A 25,446-nucleotide genomic window follows, 5' to 3' on the forward strand; every position below is an offset into this window, starting at 1 on the left:
GCGCTCTTTTTGTTTCAAAGCAGTTGTTAATGGAACCATAGGAAGTAGAGATGAGAACTTTTGCCCAAGTGATGGCCGCACGAGAGTGGGAAAATCAACACGTTGTTCAGCGCAACGTACTGACCGCTCATGCGCCTTTGCATGCCTACAGCCGTATTGAGCAAGCTCGAGTTGGTCACACATCGGACAATCAAATCTCGCTTAATGGGCAGTGGCAGTTTACCTTGCTGACTGCGCCAGAGGCTATGTCAGAAGCCTTTACTGAGCCAGATTTTGATGATGCAGACTGGCACTCTCTTCCGGTTCCTTCTAACTGGCAATTGCACGGTTTTGATAAACCAATCTACACCAATGTGAAGTACCCATTTGTCGATAACCCTCCTTACGTGCCAGAGCAGAACCCAACAGGGGTGTATCGTAAAATCTTTGATTATTCACCACGAGAAAACACGTCCACCACCATCACCTTTGATGGCGTGAACAGTGCATTCCATTTGTGGTGTAACGGACATTGGGTAGGGTACTCACAAGATTCTCGACTGCCGGCTGAGTTTGACCTTGGCCAGCATCTGATATCGGGTCGCAACCAACTAACCGTGATGGTGCTGAGATGGTCTGACGGCTCTTATCTTGAAGATCAAGATATGTGGTGGCTAAGTGGCATCTTCCGTGATGTTACTTTGCGCACGAAACCGATAACACATATAGCGGATGTGGAGACTATCGCTAGCTTGCAATCTGGCTACCGAGATGGCCTGTTAACAGTGACCACAACGGTATCCGCGCCAAGCGACACACTTAAAGTGAATGTGGTGATGTTTGATGCAGTGGGTAATGAAATAGCAGCGCAAAGCCGAGCATTTGGCATCGAATTTGTCGATGAAAAAGGTGCATGGGACAACAAAGCGATTCATCGTTTGTCGGTAGCCGATGTGAAGCTTGGAGCGCCGAAGTACCGCATTTGTATCGCGTTGTCGTGTCACTCATTGATGACCAGAATCAACTCATTGACTGCGAAGCCTATTCGGTTGGTTTTCGCAATGTCGAGATCTTAAATGGCCAGCTCTGCGTCAACGGCAAACCGCTTTTGATCCGTGGCGTCAATCGTCATGAGCATCATCCAGAGCTTGGGCATGTCATGACTCGCGAGGCGATGATAGAAGACATCAAACTCCTCAAACAAAACAATTTTAACGCGGTACGTACCGCGCACTACCCTAACCATCCGATGTGGTATCAACTGTGTGATGAGTTTGGGCTGTATTTAGTCGATGAAGCCAACATAGAAACCCATGGCCAAGTGCCAATGTGCCGTTTGTCTGATGACAGCGAATGGCTAAACGCTTATCTGCGACGTATGGTGAATCTGGTCGAGCGAGATAAAAACCATCCGTCTGTGATTGTGTGGTCGCTTGGCAATGAATCGGGCATTGGTGGCAATCATCATGCTATGTATCAATGGGTAAAGCAGCGTGACCCATCGAGGCCGGTGCAGTATGAAGGCGGCGGTGCGATGACGGCGTCGACGGACATTATTTGTCCCATGTACGCGCGTGTAAACTGGGACTTGCCTGTGGTTGGGCATCAGCCAGAAGTGACTCCGCGTATCGGCATCAAAAAGGCCATAGCGCTTCCGAATGAATCTCGGCCGCTGATCTTGTGTGAGTACGCCCACGCGATGGGCAACAGTTTGGGAAGCTTTATAGACTATTGGCAAGCGTTTCGTGACCATCCAAGATTGCAAGGCGGCTTTATTTGGGATTGGGTCGATCAAGGCTGAGTAAAGTGGATGAAAAGGGACGTCACTACTGGGCGTACGGCGGTGACTTTGGCGATGAGATTAACGACCGCCAATTCTGTATCAATGGTTTGATATTCCCAGATAGAACGGCGCATCCCGCCTTGTTTGAAGTAAAAAAAGCTCAGCAATATTATCAGTTTAAACTGGTGAGTGAGCAGCCACTTACTATCGAAATAGTGAATGAGAACCTATTTGTTGCCAGTGACAATGAAGTCCTTTACTGGCAACTGCTCCAAGATGGCACACCGATTACCTCTGGCGAGTTCGCCATGACAATTCAGCCTGGGCAGAAACAGCAGATCACCTTATGTGACGTTATCGATAAACAGGCCGGCGCCGAGTACCACCTCAATCTAGAAACCAGATTGAATGAAGAAACGCCATGGGCAGAGGCAGGACATGTTACCGCGATAGAGCAAATAGAGCTGCAAGCTGTACCTACGCTTTTGGTGCCTCAAACGCCACCCATCGCTCAGTTAGAAGTTGTGGAAACGGAGCAGCGCCTCTCGGTGGTGAGCGATGATATTGCCTTTGAGTTTGATAGTGCCAACGGCTTTCTCGTGAGCTGCAAGGTTCACGGCGTTGAGAAGCTAACGCAGCCGATTCAAGATAACTTTTATCGAGCGCCAATCGACAACGATATCGGCACTAGTGAAGCCAATAAGCTTGATCCCAACTCTTGGTTTGCTCGTTGGCAAACCGCAGGCTTGGCGAACCTAACTCGCGAGTGTCATTCCTTCGATTATTACGAGGCTGAGGATGGTGTAGATATCACTTGCGTTGCCATCTATAGCAACGATCAGGCGCCAATCATTTCTAGCACTTGGCGTTACAACGTTGATAGCGAAGGTCAGCTAACTGTGGACGTGGATGTCGCGTTCGCGAAAGGCTTACCACCAATGCCGAGAGTGGGGTTGGAGCTCGGGCTATATCATCAGTCACAAAAAGAGACCCAAGTGGAGTGGTTTGGACGTGGGCCACATGAAAACTACCCTGACCGCATTGATTCAGCCCACTTTGGTCGCTATCAACAGAAGCTGTCTAGCATGCATACTGACTATATTTTCCCGTCGGAAAATGGTCTGCGTTGTGATAGCCGTGAGTTAAAGGTTGGCAGTTTGATGGTTAAGGGCAAGTTTCATTTTTCTGTCAGCGAATTCAGCCAGCATAGTTTAGCTGATGCTAAGCACACCAACGAGCTTGAAAAAGATGGCTGCCTGTATGTGCGCGTCGATGGTTACCACATGGGCGTCGGAGGCGATGATTCATGGACACCAAGCGTTCACAAGGCTTATCAACTTCGCGAGCAACGCTATCGCTATGAGGTAGCACTTAGATTTGACGCCTGAGTTGGTGAGGTGTAACCGTTATCAATTATTTGACGCTATGCACTATTATCATCAGACTCGTCATGTCTTAATGCACTGTATTTTATCGTGTTAATTAACATTTTTATTGTGTAAACGTTTTCATTGTCGCGAATTGGATCACGGATCGAATGAGACAAGGCTTGATAAGATAATCAGGAGCGGGCAATTAACCTATTGAGAGAAGCTATGACCGATATTCAGTTTGACCCAGTGGATCATCCACATCGTCGTTACAACCCATTGACAGGGCAGTGGATCTTAGTCTCGCCACATCGCGCTAAGCGGCCTTGGAGTGGTCAAGACGAAAAGCCTGCCACGCAAGAGTTACCGAGCTTCGATGAAAACTGCTTTTTGTGTCCAACCAACGCTCGTATTTCTGGTGATGTGAATCCGGATTACCAAGGCACTTACGTGTTTAGCAACGATTTCGCGGCACTCATGCCGGACTCACCCGATGCGCCGCAATCCGACAACTCCTTGTTCAGAACTCAAGGTGTACGCGGTTTAAGCCGAGTGATCTGCTTCTCTCCTGATCACAGCAAAACCTTGCCTGAGCTCAGCGTCAGTAAAATCCGTGGCGTTATCGATACCTGGAATGAACAAATTGAAGAGCTAGGCAAAGATTACGTTTGGGTGCAAGCGTTTGAGAACAAAGGTGAAACCATGGGGTGCTCACAGCCGCATCCCCACGGCCAGATTTGGGCGAACAGTTTTTTGCCAAACGAGATCGAGCGCAAAGATAAGCACTTACGAGAGTATTTTGAGCAGTATGGCTCAAATTTATTAGTGGATTACGTAGAGGCAGAGCGACAAGACGGTTCAAGAACTGTGGTTGAAACCGAGCATTGGCTCGCTGTTGTACCTTACTGGGCGGCATGGCCGTTTGAAACCATGTTGCTACCCAAAACGCATGTTCGCCGCATGAGCGAACTTAACGACGAGCAAAGGGATGATTTGGCGGTGGCGATGAAAAAGCTGACCAGCCGCTATGACAACTTATTCCAGTGCCCTTTCCCATACTCCATGGGCTGGCACTTCGCGCCGTTCTTTGAAGCCAGTGAGGATATTGAGCACTGGCAGTTACATGCCTTGTTTTATCCGCCATTGCTGCGCAGCGCCACAGTGAGAAAGTTTATGGTGGGCTATGAAATGCTCGCCGAATCACAGCGTGATTTGACGGCAGAGCAAGCAGCTGAGCGGCTGAGAGCGTTGAGTGATGTGCATTACAAAGAGCAGTAACCACCCTATTTTAAACGGCGGCCGACGCTGCCGTGATTAGCCAAGGATTGAGGGCGTATTATGTCTGAATTAATAACTAACGTGAAAAGCGTGTTTAAACAGGTGCTGGATTATCAACCGACCCATATTATTCAAGCGCCTGGACGAGTGAACCTAATTGGCGAACATACCGATTATAACGATGGCTTTGTGCTGCCCTGTGCCATTAACTACCAAACCGTCGTCGCTGCAGCAAAGCGCGAAGATAACCTTATTCGTTTGGTGTCGGTCGATTATGGCAATGATACCGATGAGTTTGACCTCTCCAAACCGATTGAGTTTTTGCCGGGGAAAATGTGGGCAAACTACATTCGTGGTGTAGTGAAATTCTTGCTCGCGCGGGGCTACACCTTCAGCGGCGCTGACATTTGTGTCACGGGCAATGTTCCTCAAGGCGCGGGACTGAGTTCTTCTGCGGCTTTGGAAGTGGTGATTGGGCAGACTTTCAAAACACTTTACGATCTCAATATCAGCCAAGCGGAAATCGCGCTCAATGGTCAGCAAGCTGAAAATGAGTTTGTCGGCTGCAACTGCGGCATTATGGATCAAATGATTTCTGCCAAAGGCGAGCAAAATCACGCTATGTTGCTTGATTGTCGAACGTTAGAATCGGAATCGGTGTCGATGCCAGAGGACATGGCAGTGGTCATCATCAACTCCAACAAGCAGCGCGGTCTTGTCGACAGTGAGTACAACACAAGACGAATGCAGTGCGAAAAAGCCGCTCAGGTATTTGGCGTCAAAGCGCTGCGGGATGTGAGTATTAAAGAGTTCAATCAAAACCAACAAAGCTTAGAAGACGTTGTCGCGAAAAGAGCGCGCCACGTTATCACTGAAAATGACCGAACGCTTGAGGCTGCGAAGGCATTGCGAGCTCAAGACATGAAACGATTGGGCGAGCTCATGGCCGAATCACACGCTTCGATGCGTGATGATTTTGAGATCACCGTGAGCGAAATAGATTGCTTAGTCGACATTGTCAAAGATGTGATTGGCGACCAAGGCGGCGTGAGAATGACTGGCGGCGGCTTTGGCGGCTGTATCGTTGCACTGATCCCGCCAAGTCTAACCGATGCCGTTGAGCAAGCTGTGACCGCGAAGTATCAAGCTGCCACTGGATTGCAAGCATCGATTTATGTGTGTCAAGCAAGTGCAGGGTCAGGTGTTGTTGAAGTGCTTGAGCGTTGAACTTTGAGATAAGAGGATTGCGATGACAGCCATAATGAATGGACTTGCAGCAGACGGCAAACCACCTTCACTTTACACCTTGTCGAATGCTTCTGGAATGGAAGTAACGGTGATGGATGTTGGTGCGACCTGGCTCAGCTGTAAGCTCCCTATCGACGATGAAAAACGAGAAGTGCTGTTGGGCGTTGAGACGATGGAGGACTTTGCGCGTCAAAAGGTCTTCTTAGGTGCAACGGTCGGCCGCTTTGCCAATCGAATCGCTGGTGGAAGGTTTAAGATTGATGGCCAAGTGTTTCAAGCTGCGACCAACCAATCAGGCAACTGCTTACATGGTGGCTTGGATGGTTTTGATAAGCGCCGTTGGAGTTTGGTGGAAAAGAGTGATAGCAGCGTTGAGCTCAGTTTAGTTTCAGCCGATGGTGACCAAGGATTCCCCGGCGAGTTAACAGTGAGTGTCCGCTATAGCCTTAGCGAAAAAAATCAGTTACTTATTGACTACAGTGCGACAACAACCGCGGCAACGCCGGTGAACCTAACCAATCACGCTTACTTTAATCTTTTGGGTGCTGAGTCTGATGAGGATATATTAGGCCATCGCTTGCAGATCCGTGCCTCGCATTATTTGCCGACCCAAGCGGATGGTATTCCTTTTACAGAACCAGAGGCTGTCGCGGGGACCAGTTTCGATTTCAATATGACCAAGCCCATTTCGACCCATCTATTGGCCGATGAGCAGCAACGACAAGCAAATGGATACGATCATTGTTACCTTTTAGAAAGCCAAGATAACGAACCTGTGGCGCGTCTCATCTCTCCAGATAGCCGCGTTGAAATGAGCGTCTTCACGACGAAACCAGGAATGCAGCTGTATACGGGTAACTGGCTAGCGAATACACCTAATCGCCTAGGCGGACTATACAAAGATTATCAAGGGGTTGCGCTGGAAACTCAGTTCTATCCCGACTCGCCCAATCGCGACTGGAAGGAATCAGATGCGATTCTTCGACCTGGCAATCAGTATAAGCACAGCACAAGCTACGAGTTTGCCATCAAATAAACTCGACTATAAATGCCCAGTCTTGACGTAAATAAGCGCACCATCTTCTTTGGTGAAGGGGGTGTGCTTGCTAAGGTGAGGACTGCGGATCCAAGTGCCTTTTGGGTACTCGCCATGCTCGTCATAAAAGGTGCCTTCGAGTACTAGTATTTCTTCTCCGCCCCAATGTTGGTGGGCATTGAACTGGGTATTGGGGGCCCATTTAACTAGCGCAACATGCTCAGCTTCAAACTCATGCAGCGGCATCACGGTGAGTCCGTCGACCAATCCTCGATACCATGACTGCTTTAATGTATTGATGCAAAACTGAGCTTGGTCTTGCTCATCGAACTGGTGCAGTTTGACGAAGATAGTCGCACCGTCAGAGCCAATTTTCGGCGTATGTGCGCTGCCAATGGGATTACGGACATAGCTGCCTGCTGGGTAGTCGCCGTGCTCATCGGAAAAGGTGCCTTCCAAAACGTAAAACTCTTCACCGCCGCTGTGGGTGTGTGGTGAAAACGCGCTGTTTGGCTCATAGTGTACAATGGACGTCACACGTCCCACCTCATCACCAATGCGGTCTAAACGCATACGACTAATGCCCGGCATAGGAGAGTCGACCCACTGGTAGTCAGTTGGTCGTATCACTACGCGCTGGTCAAAATTGGCGTTGATTAGAGTTTCCATGCTTTGCACTGTCCTTAGTAAGTTGCCATGAGTGGTACGGATGTCGACGTTGGTATCGATCACATCATATTGTCATATCTATCATAGTTTGAAACTGAAAAGAGCACGAATTCGTGCTCTTTTATTAGTGGGCTGAGTCTGGCTGACTATTTGAGAACGATCGTCTTTGTCATACCATCTTCTGCGTGACCTGGAATGTTACAGGCGAATTCAATCTCTTTTTCACCGTGGAAGTGCCAGTTGAGCTGTCCCGCTTTTCCTGGCTTGAGGTACAGGACATTGCCCATGCTGTGATGATCGTGATCCTCTGTTGGGTTTTCCATCATTTTACGGTGAGCGACTTGCTCGGATGGTGAGCCGATGACAAACTCATGATCGTCTTTGCCTGTGTTCATTACCACAAACTGAACGACATCGTTCGGTTTGATTTCGACATCACGTTTGAATGAGATGGTCATGTCATCTTTTAGAATGACGTGTACCACCTTGTCGGGTTTTGCGCCTGCAGCAGGCATGCCGACGGCTGACATGCCCTCCATGTTCATCATGCCATGATCCATCTTGCTGTGATCCATTTTACTATGATCCATGGTGTCATGATTCATAGCTCCGTGATCCATTTTTGAATGATCCATACCATCGGCGGAGCTTTGTGTGGCAATTAATGTCATGGTTAGTGCGATGAGTGTCTTTTTCATTTTTATGTCCTTTTGTGGTTTGCACCTGCCGTCTCTGTACTTTCAAGGAACTGTACTTTCTAGAGATAAGCAGGTGCGAGCTAGTTAGTGTTTGATTTCTTGAGATTTCCAAAGTTTGTAGATGGCAGGCAGTACCAGTAGCGTGAGCAACAGTGCCGAAGCCATACCGCCTATCATTGGTGCTGCAATACGCTGCATCACCTCAGAGCCGGTTCCGGAGCCATACATAATGGGGATAAGGCCAATGATGACCGTCAATACGGTCATCATGACCGGTCGTACGCGAAGGCCTGCGCCTTCTCGAATTGCTTCAGTCAGCATGTCTGCGGTCAGTGGTGTACGGTCTTGCTCGGCAGAGAGCTTTCGTCCATGCCAAGCTTGATTGAGGTAGACCAACATGATGACGCCAATCTCAACCGCGACGCCCGCAAGCGCGATAAAGCCCACGCCAACTGCGATTGAGAAGTTGTAGCCAAGGTAGTGCATGAGCCATAGTCCACCGACCATCGCGAGTGGCAAGGTACCCATGATGACGAGTACCTCACCCACTCGGCGAAAGCTCAAATAGAGCAACAGCATGATGATGGCGAGCGTAATGGGGATCACGACACCAAGGCGCTGTTTGGCGCGCTCCATGTACTCGTATTGACCGGACCATGCCAGTGAATAGCCAGCGGGTAACACCAGCTTTTCCGCGACCACTTGCTGCGCTTCATTGACATAGGAGCCGAGATCGCGCTCGGCAATGTCGACGAATACCCAGCCATTCGGGCGTGCATTTTCGGTCTTGATCATTGGAGGGCCATCTTCATAACGAATATCTGCCACATCGGCGAGTGCGATGCGTGCACCGGCTGGAGTAACTAGGGGCAGGTTTTGCAGCTTAACCACTGAGTTACGATAGTCCTGCGGGTAGCGCACGTTAATTGGGTAACGCTCGAGCCCTTCGACGGTTTCGCCCACATTCATGCCGCCAACGGCCGTAGAGATGACTTGTTGAACGTCACTGACATTCAGCCCATAGCGCGCGGCGGCTAGACGTTTAATATCAATGGTGACGTAACGGCCACCTGCCACTCGCTCGGCATAGACCGAAACGGTACCCGCGATGTCATTGAGAATGGGCTCAAGGTTGGCACCAATCTCTTCAATCACACTAAGTTCAGGTCCCGCGATCTTAATCCCAATAGGGGTCTTGATACCGGTAGCGAGCATATCGATGCGGGTTTTGATTGGCATCACCCAAGCGTTGGTTAGACCCGGGAACTGAACCAGATCGTCAAATTCTTTGCGAAGCGACTCGGTTGTCACACCTTCGCGCCACTCATCTCTCGGCTTGAGCTGAATGGTGGTCTCAATCATGGTGAGAGGCGCAGGATCGGTTGCCGTTTCTGCGCGGCCAATCTTACCCCACACGGTTTCAACCTCAGGGACGGTTTTGATGAGCTTATTGGTTTGTTGCAATAGCTCACGCGCTTTACCAATAGAAATGCCGGGATAGGTGGTCGGCATGTACATCAAGTCGCCTTCATCAAGCGGTGGAATAAACTCGCTACCCAGTTTAGATGTCGGGAAGTAAGCAGATCCTAGCAAACCCAAAGCGATGATGATCATGGTTTTCGGGTAACGAAGGCTCAAGTTAAGCATCGGTCTGTAAAGGCCAATCAGTGCTTTGTTGACCGGGTTTTTGTGCTCTGGGAGTACCTTGCCGCGAATGAAGTAGCCCATGAGTACAGGCACTAAAGTGATCGCTAGACCTGCTGCCGCCGCCATGGCGTAGGTTTTGGTGTAAGCCAGTGGCGAGAACATTTTGCCTTCTTGACCTTCAAGGGCGAAAACAGGCACGAAGCTGAGCGTAATAATGAGCAGCGAGAAAAATAGCGGCGCGCCGACTTCCTCTGCCGCTTTACTGATCACCTGCCAGCGGTTTTGGTCGTTAAGCGGGGTTTTCTCTATATGCTTGTGTACGTTTTCTATCATCACGATCGCCCCATCGACCATAGCGCCGATAGCGATGGCAATACCACCCAGTGACATGATGTTGGCGTTGATGCCTTGCCAATGCATGACGATGAACGCGCACAGAATCCCCACTGGCAAGCTGATGGCAATGACAATTGAAGAGCGGATGTGAAACAAAAACAGTGCACACACAATCGCGACCACAATGAACTCTTCAGCGAGTTTATTCCAAAGGTTGTCTACCGCAGCATTGATAAGCGTTGAGCGATCGTAGGTCGCGACAATTTCAACGCCTTCCGGCAAGCTACGCTGCAAGTCATCAAGCTTGGCTTTGACGTTGTCGATCACTTCACTGGCATTTTCACCAAAGCGCATCACAATCACGCCCCCACTGCTTCACCTTCACCATTAAACTCTGAGATCCCACGGCGCATTTGTGGGCCTAGATTAATGTCGGCAATGTCGCCAAGGAGCAAAGGTGTGCCCTTAGTTGTGACTTTAAGGGGCAGGGCTTGAATGTCTTCAATGCTGGTGAGGTAGCCTGTGGTGCGAACCATGTGCTCCGCTTCTGCCACTTCAATCACCGAAGCACCGCTTTCCTGGTTACCGTTCTTAATGGCCGCGTTCACTTGTTGAAGCGTTAAATCGTAGGCACGCAGCTTGGCGGGATCGATCTGTACCTGGTATTGCTTGACCATACCGCCCACTGTAGCTACCTCAGAGACACCTTCGACGGTTTGCAGCTCGTATTTTAAGAACCAGTCTTGCAGGCTGCGCAGCTCCGCTAGGTCGTGTTGTCCCGTGGTATCTTGCAACACATAGCTGTATATCCAGCCAACTCCCGTTGCATCAGGGCCGAGCGTTGGTTTGGCTTGCGAAGGCAGTTTTGGTGCCACTTGGCTGAGATATTCCAGTACCCGTGAACGTGCCCAATACATGTCGGTATCATCATTGAAGATGATGTAGACATAGGAGTCACCAAAGAACGAGTAGCCGCGCACGGTTTCTGCTCCCGGTACCGCAAGCATGGCGGTGGTGAGCGGGTAAGTCACCTGATCTTCGACCACCTGAGGTGCCTGTCCCGGATAGCTGGTTTTAATGATCACCTGCACGTCGGACAGATCGGGTATGGCGTCCACTGGGGTGTTTTTGACGCTGTAAAGGCCGGCTAATGTTAAGAAGCAGCTTGCCACCAATACCAGAAATCGGTTGTTGATAGACCAGCGGATAATCGCTCCAATCATGGCTGTTCTCCTCCATGTTTGAGCTCAGACAAAATAAACTCACTGCCTTGCTTCTGAATCAAAAAGCGCGCGGTATCACCCTCTTCAAATCCAGTGAAATCAACGTTGCCATCTGTGGAGAAGTTCATTTCTCCCGACGGCCAGTTCCACTCCGGTACGTCACTGTGCTCAATCGTAATCATGCCAAAATCGGCCATTAGCATAGAGATGCTGCCATTGACCCAAATCTCGGTTGGCATAGGGTTCTCACTAGCGTTGATAGCCGTGACGGTGTATTGACCATCTGGCGTTTTGGCCATTTCAAACTCGATCTGTTGACCCGCTGCAAGTTTTTCCATCGTGACGTCTGGCTCGACGTTGAAATCCATCACCATGCCCGGCCAGTTCCATTCAGGTACCGGTTGATGATTAATGGTCAACATAGCGTGCCCCGCCATCACATTGGTGATCTCACCTTTTGCCCACACAGTTTCAGTCGGAGGCTCTACGCCATTGATACGCGATAAATCAGCGCTTTGACTGGACTCAGAGTCGAGCATGAATTGTGCTGACGTCACAACGATGTCTTGTGTGGTTAATCCTTCCAGTACCTCAATACGATCACTGGCTTCACGGCCGACACGAATTCGAGCGGAGCGGTACTTGCCCTCACCTTCAGATAATACAACTCTGCTCATGCCTCCCGAGCGAATAACCGCTGAGCGCGGGATCGTCAGCACAGCTTCATCGGTTTGTGGTTGCAGGGCGATATTGGCGAACATGTTCGGTTTGAGCTGAAAATCCGGGTTGTCGAATTTGAGCCTAACGCGCAGGGTCCGAGTGGATGGGTCTAGGATCGGATAGACATAATCGACTTCACCTTGCCATTCTTTGCCTGGGATGGCATCCAACGTCATGACCGCGCCACTGCCGCTTTTTATCCATTCGGCTTGGCGTTCGAACACCTCGGCATCGACCCATACTTGGTCGATAGGGCCGGCACTGATCACCGATTGAGATGGGGACAAATACCCACCTTCTCGCACATTCAGCGTAGCGACAACACCGTTACCTAGTGCTTTGATATCGATGGTTTGTGATGCTTTGCCTTGACGGACGATGTCGCGTATTTGCGCCTTATCGACGCCAAGGGTGAGCAGGCGCTCGGTCGCCCCTTTGATAAGAGAGTTTCGCTTAGTTCGATAGGCATTAAGTAGCTCCTCTTGTGCCTTAACCAGCTCAGGCGAGTAGAGTTTAAACAGTACGTCACCTTTATTGACTCGTTCCCCCACGGCATTGATGTAAAGCTTTTCTACCCAACCAGCGACACGTACGTTGGTTTGCCAGAGACGGCTTTCATCAAAAGCGATGTAACCAACAGTAGCAATGCGTGGTGAGAGCTTTTGTTTCTCGACGGAGGCGGTCTTAACCCCCAAGTTGTTCTCCACAGCCGGGTCAATTTTGACGGTGCCCGGTTTGTCATTCGCGCCATTAAGGTCATCGGCGTAGACTGGGATAAGATCCATACCCATTGGAGACTTACCTGGTTGGTCGCGCTTGTAATTGGGATCCATAGGTGCGACCCAGTAAAGCGGTTCATTGGCATCGCTACTGGTTCCAGTTTGTGATGACATTGTTCCTAGTGAAGATATAGCGCTCATCGAGTGTGCACCGAAATACTGCGTTCCCACTACTCCGAGACCTGCACCAACGGCCAGCGCCAATAGGGCGACATTTCGTGTTTTCATTATTGTTTCCCTTAAATCTATGGTTGTTTTGTTGATGACGGCTGAGAAATAACTGGCGTTTCTGCGTGGTATTCGAATCCACCAAGGAAATACGCCAAGTTGCTACTTACAATGTTGAGGTCTGTCTCCAACCTGAGTGCTTCTATCTCAATGGCTAGCTCATCACTGGAGGCGGTGATCACATCGCTAAATTGTGCGGTGTTGTTCTCGTAACCTCGCTCTACCGCTCGAGTTCGTGCTTTGGCTTGGGGCAATAGACTCTGTTGGTAGCGCTCGAAGCGTTCACTGAGGTTGTGTCTGTCCATCATCAGCGCGTTAACCTTGGCATTCATCTGAGCCAACAACGCATCTTTGCTCGACTTCGATGCGACCACTTGGTACTGGGCGGCTGCATGGTTCTTGTCTTGTCGATTACCGGTGAATAAGGGAATGTCCATGGTGACGTAGGCACTCAGGAGATCGGGCGCGGCTGCGCCGCGCATGTTGGGGGCTTGACGATGGGCATACATGGCTTCAACACCAAATTGCGGCTTGTAGGCCTCTTCGGCAATGGAAACCTGAGTCTCATTGGCAGCAATCTGAATGTCGGCCATTTTCGCCATTGGATGCTGGTTAAGTAAGCTGAAATAGTCAGAGCCACGTTGGCTAGTCAATTGCTGCTCAAGGCGTCCCCAATCCGTTGCGATATTGGCGTTAACATCTGAGCTTTGGTTAAGCCAACCTGAACCCAGCCACTCGGAGAGCTGAGAAAGAAGCCGACTTTGCATTTGCCTGTTGGCGTGCAACTTGTCATCGAGCTGACTGACTTGCAGCTGACTACGAATCAGATCTTGTGACTCGCTGTTGCCAATAGCGTAGTTGGTTTGAATGAATCGCTCCATTTCTACCATCAGGGAACGCTTTTCTTTCAGTACGCGCTCTGAGTGCTGTTGAAAGCCAAGCTCAAGCCATAGCTGAGTAATGCTATTCGCAATATCTAGCTCACGGACTTTTACTTGAAGCTCAATACCATCCGCTTGCTGCTGGGCTTTCTTATTTTGCAGACCAAGCGTATCGCCGCGGCCAAACTGCTGCATCATACCGACCGAAATATTCGTCATCGGATCTTGGTCGAATCGAAAACTGTCCGTCGGTAAACCGCCGACCCCGACTTTTAACACGGGGTCTTTCAGCGTTGAGTTGGCAATGCCAGTATCTCGCATCGCCTGAGATTGGGCGTGATACTGGGTTCGATTGGCATCGTTAGCGATCGCCATGTTGATTAATGTATCGAGCGATAACGCCTGTGCGCTCGCTTGAGACTGCTGTGTTGCTCCTACGCTGCTTGTTGCTTGTGCAGCGGGTGCGAGTAGAACGATCGCACTTACAGCCAGTGCAATCGGATGTTTGATTATTTTCACGATCATTTCCAAACTACGTGCCTGTATAACAGGCGCGATAAAACGTCCCCAACTAGGGTTGGGCATTAGCGTGTGTTGGAATGATTACGCCGAGGGCGGGCGCTCGAGGTGTTCGATTCTATGGATCGGTTGCGTGAATGGGTCTACAGAGCGCTTGGAGAAGCGAGCGTGGCCTTCGCTTGGAAGCAACACAAAGGGGGCAAAGCCTAAGGTAGTGCCACACATAGTGGTGCAACAGGTAGTGTGGGAGTCGGCCTCTGCGCTGGCACATTGGCTATTATCTGCAATATCCGGTGTTGGACTCGTGCTGTGATGTGCGTGATGGGACGCTGTCTGGGTCATACCACAAGGCATGGATGCATCGGTCATACCACTATGCATAGCCATCGCAGGCGCGCTGGTGACAAACGTTGAAACAACGAGTGCAAGCAAGCTCACGAATGTGATCCATGATTTGTTGGCGATAATAGCGTGCATACAGAACCTTTTCAGCAAGATTGGCTCAGGATAAAGGTTACCCCTAGGGCAAGGTCAATAGCTCAACGGATTTCTTGTGTTGTTTGCTCAAGATTTCTGCAAAGTATAGCTTAGGTGAGCCTAGAGGTTGGGTTTTCTTCAGTAAACGAACTCGACATTGCGATCGCGTTTTCTAATCTATTGGAAGTATAGGATCACAACTGAGGATGATGAAATGAGACGATTTATAATAGGATGCTTGGCTATAACCGCCTTTAGTGCAAATGCAGGTTTAGACCCTAACGTGAGTAATGACACGCTCGAGTCTGCGAAGGCTTCAATGCAAAAACACTTGGAGCAAGAAGGGCTCACTATTGATGACGCCAAGTTGTCTCTCGCCTACAAAGATGGTCGCAACAAAAGTACCGTCTATTTTGAAGTTGCAGAGCATGATGGTGGGGCAGAAATCTACAAAGTCGTTTGCTCTGATGAAAAATGCCATCTGCAGTACCGCTAACGCCCCACGCTAAGTGACCTTATTTTGATAGGCGAGAAATTAACGTTTCTCGCCTAAGCTCCAATATCTCTTCAATCAATTTCTCTTGTGCGTTGATACCAAAATGTTCAGCGTAGCGCTTTACTTTCTGAATCTGGCTCGGGTCGAGCTGATAGACTTCGCGTTTGAGCCTAGAGCGCGCCTCACTTTTTATTAAGCCTTGTGATTGCATCAGACGCACGATGGTGGCGTCCATAGGGTGTTTGTGTAGTTGTATAGCGTGTTTGTGTGGTTGCATAGCGTTTATTAACTGACCGGATCACGGTGGTTTCGTTTGATTGTCGCGATGCAAGATAGTGATAAAGTGTGACAGCTTTATTGCAAGGTGTTGAATAAGCATTTGGGTTTTTGAAAGGGGAGCTGAGTTGTTGTATCTCGTGGAATTAAGGAAAGATGAATGGCAAAACAGGATTCAAGCGAGCTTTGTTCAATCCTTGAACTTATTTCCAACTAATAATTAACTCATTATGATTTTGCATTTATTTTGTGAAATCTCCCGCATCTGATCATTATTATTGACCGATTGCCTGATAACTAGCCTGTAGGCTGCTAGCATATTTTTAGCTGCTAAATAACGGAATGGTTTCCATTCGTTCTTTTTTGGCTCGTGAAACAGAAAGATATTCTCTTTATAAAGGTAAAAATATGTTTAGGATGAACAAGGTCACGCTCTCTATAGCGTGCCTAGTGTTTAGCAGCCATGTGTTTGCTGCTGAACCTTATGATGCTACCCAGTCGTACTCTGGTGGTAGTCAAGTCACAGTGGATGGCACCATCTATGAAGCTAAATGGTGGGTTGGGGCCGGTCAAAGCCCAACGGACACCTATGCCAATGAATGGGATTCTCCATGGAAAGTGGTCAGTAGTACCGAGCCTTCCCCAGAACCTTCACCAGAGCCTTCACCAGAGCCTTCACCAGAACCGAGCCCTGAACCTTCTCCTGAACCAACACCGGATCCAACGCCTGAACCGACCCCTGACCCAGGTACGACTCCGCCAAGTGGCGCTTGTGCCGACTTCAATGTTTATCCAGACTGGACGCAAGGTACTCACGCTATGGCTGGCGACATCATGGTCAACGAGAACGTAGCGTATAAGGCCAACTGGTGGACGTCTTCCATTCCAGGCAGCGACAGCAGCTGGGCGACGCATCTTGATTGTGGTGGAACCTCTTCTGAACCAGGCGCGAAACTTGCTCTGCCAAACCCTCTTGATCCTGTGAGATTGGAAGTTGCCGGATGGCCAAGTCATTTGGTGGTGACAAGTCCAGCCACACTTGATGCGCCAGCGAGCCAATATTTCGCGACCAGTAGTAGCCAAGATTTGGCTGATGTGACTCAGTTGACTAATACGTTTGCTGCGCTCATTCAAACGGCTGAAGCGGCGGGTAGCAGCTCGATTGTTCTCACATCTGATGTGCTGGATATGGTGACGGCCGACAAAGGGCAAGCGCTTGGTGCTGTGGCGGTCAAACAAGCACTCACCGCGGCAGTGGCTTCAACCGCAAGCGCGATTGATACGGGTGCCATTAATGCACTGACTGATGATGTTAATGGCTGGGCGCAGGCTCATAACCTTATTATTTCCACTTTAGCGCCTCAGGCGACCTTTGGCTGGACATTAACTATCGGTGACTTTGCTTACAATGCTCATTCCGGTAAGCGAGCTGTTTGGAATGCGGCCTCGTCATCTTCTGCAGATTTGCTCTCAAGCTTTGCACTTTATGACGCAGGCTCGACAACCAAAGCGGACTTTATTGCCTTTACTAAATCGGCGGACACACCTGCACTGTCTGATGAGCAGTGGTACTACGCCTTAGAGTATGTGAAGCAAGTCTCCGATCACATCCGTACTCCAGCAATGCTAACCTCTATGCCAACGTCGCAAACGGTCAATTACTTTATGGGGACTTGTCCAAACAAGGTCAGCTTCGTAAGGCCGCGCATAGCAATGTGTTTGCGATTTTGTTTGATACCGAAACCGTTGAACTCACCAATAAAATTGAGCAGTACCAAACGGCTAAGTTGCCGCTGTACTATGTAGGAGAGAGCATCACCAACGGTCCTCTTACCCGTATCGCCGCACTTAATAGCGAGCTGGCGAGTGCGGAAACTGCAATGAACAACCAAGCTTTCTTGTATGAAGTCTCGCAGGGTAACTGGGCACCATCGACCGTTTATAAATGGGCGGACTTCCTGGCCGGTCTTAACTCTATGCACAACGTTGGTGTGGCGGGTAATACATTCTGGCTATTGGACGAGACGGCTGATGACGCCACCAATGCAAAATACGCTAAGGTTGCGATTGCAGCCTTCCTATCACAAAGTATGCAAGAGACCATTCGTTACAATGCCTGTGATGAAAACAACTGGTCAGAAGTCAGGTATGGCGCTGCGGTTAACTACCCGATGACGGCAAGTTGTGGCCAATTAGGTCAGAAGTACGCCGATTACGGCATGGATCCAGTGACAGGTGTTGACCACCCATATTCGTGTCCACGCGACCCGAAGATGGAAGTGAGTGCACTGACCAATGCTAAATGGTACGGCGCACCCGCTCCAATTTTCGCAGCGCCAGACTCTGTGCTTGCAGAGAAAGGCTTGCTGGTGAACGGAAATGTTGGTCGTTGGACTAACGATGGTCACTGTATGGAAGTCCCATCGACAGTGGATAGCTCACAGCAAGTTTGGGAGCGTGCGGACTGTAAAGTTTACGAAGGTCAGAAGGCGGGTAAATTTATCTGGGATGGCAGCGATACAACTGGAACGGTTGAGGGCTGTGGCTGGTGGGGACGTGGTGTTATTCAAACCACGGGTCGCCAAAATTTCGGTACGCTCAACCACTTTATGGGTCGCTCGCATGTTGATCCAGACACCATCGGAACCACGGTGAATGGTGTGGTTGTAGAAGCGCCTCCGGCCAATCCTCTTTATGCTGATTTGGATTTCTGTTCAAACCCTGGTTTGATATGTAGCTCAGAAGAGAATCGCGAAATCAAATGGATTGCCGGTCTGTTCTACTGGGTCTCTTCGGTGCAAACCTATAACGACGAAGGCGGCCCATACGCGGCTTGGAACTATCATACTGAGCTTAAGAAATACGTAGACGGTGGAATGCAAGGCACTGAGTTTATCGATGCGGTGTCAGGTATTGTTAACCGTGGCTGTCCAGATAGTACATGCCCAATCAGTGGTAAAGTGCACGCGGTGAAAGAGCGTCAAGACAACTTTAAGCTGGTACTGCAAACGCTAGGGTTAAATCCGCAATAACAAGTATCTGATGGGTTGGTGATAGTAAAAAGGCTCCTTGATTTAGGAGCCTTTGTTTTAGATAGCCGCTAAAGATAGCGCTTTGCCAATATTATAATGTTGGCATTGGAAGCTTAGGTAGGCGAGATTCAATGGCCTTAGCAATGGCTAGAACCTCTTGGTCTTTCCATGGGCGACCTATGATCTGAATACCAATAGGCATACCTTCTTCGCTTAACATTACTGGGATCGTTGCTACTGGCCAACCTGTCAGGTTATAGGCTGCATCATAGATGAATCCGCCGTGCCATCCGCAGCGCCGTGTTTAAAAGCAACAACAGGGGCGACTGGCGCGATTAATACATCGGCATGCTGGAAGACTTTGATCATAGAGTTACGCAGCTCAGCAAGACGTGCATTGGCACGCTGCGCATCTTCAATAGTGGCATCAGTACCTAGTGACAACCAACCGGCGAGCTCTTCGCCCATTAAGTCTGTGTCGTGTTTATTTACGAACTCTCGTAGGTGATGGCTACCATCATACAAGAAGTGTTCAACTAGGATTTCACCGCCAAATTGAACCTGCTCTGGTAGCTGATGAGATGTCGCACAGCCCGCTTGTTTGGCTGCGTCTACCGCGGTGTCAACCGCTTGCTTAAAGACAGCTGGGACTTTCACCAGTCCGTCGTCGGTATAGAAACCAACACGTAAGTCAGCGACATTTACAGTGTCACTTTTTGCTAGCGGCGCATCGTATGCAAGAGGATCTTGCCAATCAGGGCCTGCGAGCACATTGAGTAGCAGTTCAAGGTCATCGACACTGCGCGCCATTGGACCTACGTGATTAAACTGAGAGAATGCATCGCCATAGCTCGGGATGTGACCCGTCGTTGGAATGCGCCCATGAGTTGGCTTGAGAGCACTGATGCCGCAGAAGTGAGCAGGAATTCGCACACTGCCGCCAATGTCACTGCCTACGTCAAAGGGGTCATACGAGCTGCAATCGCAGCCGCAGCACCACCTGAACTGCCACCCGGCGTTCTTGTTACATCGTATGGGTTGTTAGTGCGGCCGTAAACTGGGCTATTGCACTCATCAGACAGCGCTAGCTCCGGAGTGTTGGTTTTACCAAGAAGAATCGCCCCGGCTTGCTTTAGCCGAGTGACGATAGTGGCGTCCTCTGTTGGCAGATTGTTTTTGAACATATTGCTGCCGGCAGTGGTAGTGATTCCTTTGGTCTCGAATAAATCTTTAAGTACGTATGGCACGCCGTGAAGCGGTCCTAGCACCTTACCTTGTTTAAAGGCTGCATCTGCAGCTCTAGCTTGCTCTAGCGCTTGCTCTTTTTGAATTTGGAATACCGCATTGAGTTTTGGGTTGTGCAATTCAATCTGCGCTAAACACGCTAGAACGAGTTGCTCTGATGTGACTTCTTTTGAGCGTATTTTTTGGCTCATTTCAGTCGCGGTCAGTAGGTGAAGACTATCTATGCTCATTGATGTTCCTTTCTGGCTAGAGGCGAAAGAGGTGGAGGGTAGGGTTACTGTGGATAACACCACGGCAGACTTAATAAAGTCTCGACGATTTAAAGCCATACGTACTCCGATTCATTTGATATTGATATGAGTATAGTGAATTGAAATAACGAACATAAGTATTATTACGGTAACATACTTTGGTGACGTTTTAGCCTTACAGGACTAGCTCAGAATACCCGGTTTTTTCATCATATTTTCTTTCAAAATGGTGCTCTATATAGTGATGAACCATTAACTCAGCTGTCGTATCGACAATGCTTCCTTCGAGAAGATGCCCACCCAATACCTCGCCATTTTGGTTAGCAACCGAAATATGAATGTGTTGATGATCTAAGGTGAGTGTGCCCATTATTGAGACAATCTCTAATGGCTCTTCAAGTAATAATGTCCTCTCTGCACCTGCAAGACGAAGGTGTACTTTCAATAAGCAACCAACACAGGAAGCGATAGCTCCGGCAGTGAGCTTGTGCTGGAGAATGAGCTCTGCAATGGCAAGTTTTAGATCTTGACCGCGAGTCAGTCGAGTGGCAATCAGTGATATCGTCATGGTTAACGCTTAAGTGGCTTCTTAACAGGCGAGACTGTAGCAATTATTGGCGGCAAAAACACCACCAAACGGCGAACTTACAGATGCGAGCAATACTGATGTGTGTGCCAAATAGGTCACAAAACGCACTCTTTTTAGAGTAAAAATTCCAGATCAGGTCTATGGTTACAGATCAGCATTCAAAGATGAGTAATAACATGTACCCTTTTTTAAGACTGGCCAAGACCATTTTTCAATCTAATAACAAGCCAGCCATCAGTTATACCGAGCAAGATGAAATCGAATTTCGCTGTCATCCATGGGACATTGATATGTTTATGGAAATGAACAACGGCCGCATTCTAACCCTTTATGATTTGGGACGCACGGCGTTATCGGTCAAGTGTGGATTGATGCGTACTCTCAAACAAAACCGTTGGGGTTTAGTGGTCGCCGGAAGTTCGGTGCGCTATCGCAAGCGCGTGCGTATGTTCGACAAGATCACTATGAAAACTCAATGTGTCGCTACCGATGATAAATGGTTCTATCTTGAACAGTCGATGTGGGTGAAAGGAAACCCTTGTTCTTCGGTTTTGATTCGTGCAGGCGTCACCTCGAAAAACGGCATTGTTCCTCCTTTACAAGTGATTGACGCTGCGGGTGAGAAGCCAATGACAAGTGATATTCCAATGTGGGTGCAAGAGTGGATAGATTCGGAGCAGCATCGTCCATGGCCGCCAACTGCGAACCAAAGCGCCGATGCTTCACAAGTTCAAGTGAGCGAGCAGTAAAGGCCAGTAGACTGGCCTTCTTTAAATCGTTATGTGGCGTCTTTTTGGTTCTCGGGCAAAGCTCTCTGGAAGGCGTCGAGTTTACTAAGCCTGCCCGCTATGTCATCTATGTTCGGGTAGGAAGATAAATTGAACCCAAAGCGCTGAGCGTTGTACACCTGCGGCACTAAACAGACATCAACAAGACTCACCTCATTTCCAACACAATAGTCACCACGAATCGGTGTCAGCTTTTGCTCCAGTGCACTAAAGCCTTTGCCAATCCAATGTTGCATCCAGCGCACTTTATCTTGCTCATCGATATCAAATTGCTGATGTAAGTGTTGAATTACTCTCAGGTTGTTGATTGGATGAATGTCGATGGCAATGTCCTGCGCCAGTGCTTTCACCAGATAACGCAGCTTACCGTCGCTTGGTGTCAATTTTATTCCTGGATAGCGCTCATCCAAGTAATCGATGATGGTCAGCGATTGATTGAGTGTGATTTCACCATCCACCAGCAGTGGCACCAGTTCATTTGGGTTGAGTGCGGCGTATTCGGGCGAGTGTTGCTGCCCCCATCTTTGATCAGATTTATCGGTACGGACTGAAACGAAATGCCTTTTAGGTTTAACGCTATCCGTACCCGATAAGCGGCCGATGACCGCCAGTAGTCGTATAGAATCAAATCATGACCCTCAATACTTTTCGACCGTTTGCTCAATCGTGCCAAAGATGGATTGGCCGTTATCGTCGAGCATTTCTATCTTGATGCTATCGCCAAAGCGCATAAACGATGTGGTTGGCTGACCATCGCGAATAGTTTCAATCATTCGTCTCTCTGCAATACATGAATAGCCAACGCCACCTTCTTCAATGGATGTGCCGTATTCGGTGCCTTGCTTGTTCGAGACTGTGCCGGAGCCGACGATGCAGCCTGCCGAAAGTGGTCTTGTTTTCGCTGCGTGGGCAACGAGTTCGGCAAAGTCGAATGTCATATCAACGCCCGCATTCGGGTGTCCGAACGGTTCGTGGTTGTAGTGTGAGATAAGTGGTAGGTGAACCTTACTGTTGTGCCATGATTTGCCAAGCTCGTCGGGTGTGACGGCTACCGGAGAAAAGGCCGATGAAGGCTTAGATTGGAAGAAACCAAATCCTTTGGCAAGTTCACCCGGAATCAGTCCACGCAGTGATACATCATTGACTAGCATGAGCAGTCGGATGGCACCGTGCGCTTGCTTTGTACTTGCTCCCATAGGGACATCATCGGTAATGACGGCGACTTCGCCCTCAAAGTCGATGCCCCACTGTTCATTTTCCATAACGATTGGTGAATGCGGAGCCAAAAAGGTATCTGAGCCGCTTGATACATCAGAGGGTCTGTCCAAAAGCTCTCTGGCATTTCTGCGCCGCGCGCTTTGCGTACCAGCTCTACGTGATTGACATAAGCCGAGCCATCCGCCCATTGGTAAGCTCGTGGGAGAGGAGATTCACATTGCGACTGCTCAAATGGGAGCGCTTGCAGCAATATACCTTGGTTAAGGCCGAGGTAAACTTCTTCTAGAAGAGGCTCAAGTTGTTGCCAGTTATCTAGAGCGGCTTGCAGTGTTGGCGCAATCTCAGGCACGGCAATATATTGGCTGAGATCTCGACTGACGACAACCAACTGGCCATCGCGGGTATTGTTGCTAAGTGTTGCTAGTTTCATATCAATTCCCTGCTTTCCAGCTGTAGACGTATTCGCGGTTTTCGACAGCCTCGGCTTCGACACTGTGCTCGAGTGCATTGCGCGTATCTATCATTACCGCGACTTCGTCGGTAAAGGTTTTCTTAGCCTCAAGCCCGGCTTTGAACGCTTTTGGGTGAGGGCCATGTGTGAATCCTGCGGGATGAAATGTCATCATGCCGGCTTCGATGTTATCTCGACTGAAGAAGTCCCCTGCGTGGTAAAACAGCACTTCATCGTAATCATCATTGTTGTGGTAGAACGGAACTTTCAGTGCACCGGGATCGCTCTCAATGGGTCTTGGTACAAAGGTACAGACCACAAATCCGTTACCGACAAACGTGGTATGCGCCGACGGGGTAGGTGATAGCGATGAGACATCAGCGGTCTGATGTCTCGCCAGTTGAGCTTGAGCACCGATAAGTCTCCGTGCCAGCCAATCGCATCCAGCGGGTTAAACGGATAAGTAATGGTGTTGATTTTGTTGCCGCGTTTGAGTGATACCGTGGTTTGTTTTTCACTGTATTGCGCTTTGAAGCGTTCATTAATCGCTGGTGCTTCTAGTACCGCCGGGTCAAAGACCGCGTGCTGGCCTACGATGCCTTTTTCTGGCAGCGCGTAGGCAGAGCCGGTGTTTTCTATCATTAAGATGAACATCGGTTCTTTAGGTTCTAGTCGCCAGTTGGTTGAGCGAGGGATCAATACATAATCGCCTTCTTCAATTTCAAGGTGGCCATAGTCACAATAAAGATCTGCGCAGCCTTGGTGAATAAACAGCAGTTCATCACCGTCACCGTTGCGAGCAAGACCTGACATATTTTCTGCTAGCTTCCAGACTCGCACTTTACATTCGCGATTTTTCAGTATGCTCGGGGCAGACCAGGGCGACGATTGGTGAGCAGCCTCAACATGGTTGAGATTAAACGCACGCGGCTTGAGTTCCCCTTCCCATTCAGACCAGCCAGTTGGTGCATGCTGGTGGTGAAAGTGGCTAGCAGGACCAAAGAAGCCTTCTCGGCCTGCTTCTCGCTCATAAATCGCCTCCTCAGGAAAGTCGGCATGAGCCTGCTTCGAATAGGTTCCCTCGCGATGAGGGAACGTTGGCCATTTACGCATTATCGGTTACCTCGTTTAATACGCCGCGGCGGATCTGATCTTCTTCAATCGATTCAAACAGCGCTTTAAAGTTGCCTTCTCCAAAGCCTTCGTTGCCTTTGCGTTGAATGATTTCAAAGAACACAGGGCCAATAACGGTTTGAGTAAAGATTTGCAGCAAGATGCCGTCTTTCATAGGCGCGCCATCAATAAGGATGCGCAGATCTTGTAAGCGAGTGACATCTTCGCCGTGTCCCTCAACGCGAGCGTCGACTTTTTCGTAGTAGGTGTCTGGTGTTGGCATAAAGTCCATACCGCGATCGCGAAGTGTTTGCACTGTTTGATAAATATCGTCCGTGGTGAGTGCGATGTGCTGGATACCTTCGCCGTTATATTCACGAATGAACTCTTCGATTTGCGACTTGTCGTCAGACGATTCGTTGATAGGGATACGGATTTTGCCACAAGGGGCTGTCATTGCGCGGCTAACCAGCCCGGTGAGTTTGCCCTCGATGTCGAAGTAGCGGATCTCTCGGAAGTTGCCGATACGCTCATAAAAGCCAGACCAGACATCCATGTTACCTTGCTTAACGTTGTGCGTCAGGTGGTCAAGTTCGTACAGCCCCACATCTTGCTCGGTTAGGCGTTTATCTGCATCTGGGTAGAACTTAAAATCCACGTCGTAGATGCTGCTGCTTCCATAACGGTCAACGAAGTAAAGCAAACTCTCACCAATACCGTAAATAGCAGGAATGCTTAGCTCCATAGGACCGATCTCGGTGACATATTGCTCGCCGCCATTCTCTAGCGCATGTGCCATTGCTTTCGCTGCGTCTTCCACTCGAAACGCCATGCCACAGACCGAAGGGCCGTGAATGCGCGCAAACTCTTCTGCTTGGCTATGTGGCTGTGCGTTGACGATAAAGTTGATGTCCCCCTGACGATATAACCAAGCTTCTTTTGAGCGGTGCTTAGCAATCTCAGCAAACCCTAATGAGTCAAAAAGGCGTTTTAGATCGTTGATACCGTCGTCAGTCGCTGCTGTGTACTCAACGAATTCAAAGCCGTCGGTTCCAAGAGGGTTGAAGTTGATAGTCATGGTCATTTCCTTTTGATAGTCAAACGGTCTCCTTCGTT

At 49.3% G+C, this 25,446-nt stretch carries 14 protein-coding genes and 7 pseudogenes; 7 read left to right on the plus strand and 14 right to left on the minus strand.

Annotated elements, in window-relative coordinates; all coding sequences use genetic code 11:
* Positions 1–50: 50 nt before the first annotated feature.
* The 4 genes and pseudogenes from TZ48_RS23585 (at position 51) to galM (ending at position 6,694) form a co-directional block, all read left to right on the plus strand.
* Positions 51–3,150, plus strand: a pseudogene (locus TZ48_RS23585) (beta-galactosidase).
* 207 nt (positions 3,151–3,357) lie between these two features.
* A complete protein-coding gene (locus TZ48_RS23590; RefSeq protein WP_112481125.1) occupies positions 3,358–4,410 on the plus strand; it encodes a UDP-glucose--hexose-1-phosphate uridylyltransferase in 1,053 nt (350 codons plus the stop codon).
* A gap of 60 nt (positions 4,411–4,470) precedes the next feature.
* A complete protein-coding gene (gene galK / locus TZ48_RS23595; protein WP_112481127.1) occupies positions 4,471–5,637 on the plus strand; it encodes a galactokinase in 1,167 nt (388 codons plus the stop codon).
* Between the two features lie 22 nt (positions 5,638–5,659).
* Positions 5,660–6,694, plus strand: a complete 1,035-nt coding sequence (gene galM, locus TZ48_RS23600) for a galactose-1-epimerase (RefSeq protein WP_112481129.1) — start codon at positions 5,660–5,662, stop codon at positions 6,692–6,694.
* Between the two features lie 6 nt (positions 6,695–6,700).
* On the opposite strand, the gene TZ48_RS23605 is transcribed toward galM, so the two are convergent.
* From TZ48_RS23605 to TZ48_RS23630, 6 genes and pseudogenes are all read right to left on the minus strand, one after another.
* Positions 6,701–7,363, minus strand: a complete 663-nt coding sequence (locus TZ48_RS23605; protein WP_112481131.1) for a cupin domain-containing protein — start codon at positions 7,361–7,363, stop codon at positions 6,701–6,703.
* Between the two features lie 146 nt (positions 7,364–7,509).
* Positions 7,510–8,061: a copper-resistant cuproprotein CopI gene (copI, locus tag TZ48_RS23610; RefSeq protein ID WP_112481133.1), complete on the minus strand. Its 552-nt coding sequence runs from the start codon at positions 8,059–8,061 to the stop codon at positions 7,510–7,512.
* 84 nt (positions 8,062–8,145) lie between these two features.
* Positions 8,146–11,267 (minus strand): annotated as a pseudogene (locus TZ48_RS23615) (efflux RND transporter permease subunit).
* A complete protein-coding gene (locus TZ48_RS23620) occupies positions 11,264–12,994 on the minus strand; it encodes an efflux RND transporter periplasmic adaptor subunit (RefSeq protein WP_112481135.1) in 1,731 nt (576 codons plus the stop codon). The pseudogene TZ48_RS23615 and the gene TZ48_RS23620 overlap by 4 nt, the downstream one beginning before the upstream one ends.
* Before the next feature lie 17 nt (positions 12,995–13,011).
* Entirely contained in the window at positions 13,012–14,352 is a 1,341-nt protein-coding gene (locus TZ48_RS23625) for a TolC family protein (protein ID WP_420822980.1), read from the minus strand.
* A gap of 126 nt (positions 14,353–14,478) precedes the next feature.
* On the minus strand, positions 14,479–14,871 hold the full coding sequence (locus TZ48_RS23630) for a hypothetical protein (protein WP_112481139.1): 393 nt from the start codon (positions 14,869–14,871) through the stop codon (positions 14,479–14,481).
* Positions 14,872–15,085: 214 nt separating this feature from the next.
* Here TZ48_RS23630 and TZ48_RS23635 point away from each other — a divergent pair, with 214 nt between their 5' ends.
* Positions 15,086–15,367 carry a hypothetical protein gene (locus tag TZ48_RS23635; RefSeq protein WP_162674707.1) on the plus strand — a complete coding sequence of 94 codons (282 nt, stop codon included), beginning with the start codon at positions 15,086–15,088 and terminating at the stop codon, positions 15,365–15,367.
* A 19-nt stretch (positions 15,368–15,386) separates the two neighbouring features.
* Here TZ48_RS23635 and TZ48_RS23640 read toward each other — a convergent pair whose 3' ends face one another.
* Entirely contained in the window at positions 15,387–15,644 is a 258-nt protein-coding gene (locus TZ48_RS23640; RefSeq protein WP_112481143.1) for a hypothetical protein, read from the minus strand.
* A gap of 407 nt (positions 15,645–16,051) precedes the next feature.
* Between TZ48_RS23640 and TZ48_RS23645 the strand changes: the two are divergent.
* A pseudogene (locus TZ48_RS23645) lies at positions 16,052–18,675 on the plus strand (cellulose-binding domain-containing protein).
* Positions 18,676–18,766: 91 nt separating this feature from the next.
* On the opposite strand, the gene TZ48_RS26035 reads toward TZ48_RS23645, so the two are convergent.
* From TZ48_RS26035 to TZ48_RS23665, 3 genes and pseudogenes are all read right to left on the minus strand, one after another.
* Entirely contained in the window at positions 18,767–18,895 is a 129-nt protein-coding gene (locus tag TZ48_RS26035) for an amidase family protein (RefSeq protein WP_275426477.1), read from the minus strand.
* Positions 18,896–18,924: 29 nt separating this feature from the next.
* Positions 18,925–20,249 (minus strand): annotated as a pseudogene (locus tag TZ48_RS26555) (amidase).
* A 97-nt stretch (positions 20,250–20,346) separates the two neighbouring features.
* Positions 20,347–20,739: a PPC domain-containing DNA-binding protein gene (locus TZ48_RS23665; RefSeq protein ID WP_112481151.1), complete on the minus strand. Its 393-nt coding sequence runs from the start codon at positions 20,737–20,739 to the stop codon at positions 20,347–20,349.
* Between the two features lie 197 nt (positions 20,740–20,936).
* Here TZ48_RS23665 and TZ48_RS23670 point away from each other — a divergent pair, with 197 nt between their 5' ends.
* On the plus strand, positions 20,937–21,509 hold the full coding sequence (locus tag TZ48_RS23670; protein WP_112481153.1) for an acyl-CoA thioesterase: 573 nt from the start codon (positions 20,937–20,939) through the stop codon (positions 21,507–21,509).
* Between the two features lie 29 nt (positions 21,510–21,538).
* Here the strand turns inward: TZ48_RS23670 and maiA are convergent.
* The 4 genes and pseudogenes from maiA to hppD form a co-directional block, all read right to left on the minus strand.
* Positions 21,539–22,191, minus strand: a pseudogene (gene maiA / locus TZ48_RS23675) (maleylacetoacetate isomerase).
* Positions 22,187–23,196: pseudogene (locus TZ48_RS23680) on the minus strand (fumarylacetoacetate hydrolase family protein). Before TZ48_RS23680 ends, maiA begins: the two co-directional pseudogenes overlap by 5 nt.
* A 1-nt stretch (position 23,197) precedes the next feature.
* Positions 23,198–24,330: pseudogene (locus tag TZ48_RS23685) on the minus strand (homogentisate 1,2-dioxygenase).
* Positions 24,323–25,408, minus strand: a complete 1,086-nt coding sequence (hppD, locus tag TZ48_RS23690; RefSeq protein ID WP_112481155.1) for a 4-hydroxyphenylpyruvate dioxygenase — start codon at positions 25,406–25,408, stop codon at positions 24,323–24,325. The pseudogene TZ48_RS23685 and the gene hppD overlap by 8 nt, the downstream one beginning before the upstream one ends.
* Positions 25,409–25,446 lie beyond the last annotated feature (38 nt).

Origin of the sequence: Vibrio variabilis (genome assembly GCF_003263785.1) — a bacterium.
GTDB classification, from domain to species: domain Bacteria; phylum Pseudomonadota; class Gammaproteobacteria; order Enterobacterales; family Vibrionaceae; genus Vibrio; species Vibrio variabilis.

Coding starts and splice junctions, on each gene's coding strand:
- TZ48_RS23620 (WP_112481135.1), bottom strand. CDS start 12,994: ATGAAAACACGAAATGTCGCCCTATTGGCGCTGGCCGTTGGTGCAGGT.
- TZ48_RS23635 (WP_162674707.1), top strand. CDS start 15,086: ATGAGACGATTTATAATAGGATGCTTGGCTATAACCGCCTTTAGTGCA.
- TZ48_RS23630 (WP_112481139.1), bottom strand. CDS start 14,871: ATGCACGCTATTATCGCCAACAAATCATGGATCACATTCGTGAGCTTG.
- TZ48_RS26035 (WP_275426477.1), bottom strand. CDS start 18,895: ATGTTAAGCGAAGAAGGTATGCCTATTGGTATTCAGATCATAGGTCGC.
- TZ48_RS23665 (WP_112481151.1), bottom strand. CDS start 20,739: ATGACGATATCACTGATTGCCACTCGACTGACTCGCGGTCAAGATCTA.
- galK (WP_112481127.1), top strand. CDS start 4,471: ATGTCTGAATTAATAACTAACGTGAAAAGCGTGTTTAAACAGGTGCTG.
- TZ48_RS23670 (WP_112481153.1), top strand. CDS start 20,937: ATGTACCCTTTTTTAAGACTGGCCAAGACCATTTTTCAATCTAATAAC.
- TZ48_RS23590 (WP_112481125.1), top strand. CDS start 3,358: ATGACCGATATTCAGTTTGACCCAGTGGATCATCCACATCGTCGTTAC.
- TZ48_RS23605 (WP_112481131.1), bottom strand. CDS start 7,363: ATGGAAACTCTAATCAACGCCAATTTTGACCAGCGCGTAGTGATACGA.
- galM (WP_112481129.1), top strand. CDS start 5,660: ATGACAGCCATAATGAATGGACTTGCAGCAGACGGCAAACCACCTTCA.
- TZ48_RS23640 (WP_112481143.1), bottom strand. CDS start 15,644: ATGCAACCACACAAACACGCTATACAACTACACAAACACCCTATGGAC.
- copI (WP_112481133.1), bottom strand. CDS start 8,061: ATGAAAAAGACACTCATCGCACTAACCATGACATTAATTGCCACACAA.
- hppD (WP_112481155.1), bottom strand. CDS start 25,408: ATGACTATCAACTTCAACCCTCTTGGAACCGACGGCTTTGAATTCGTT.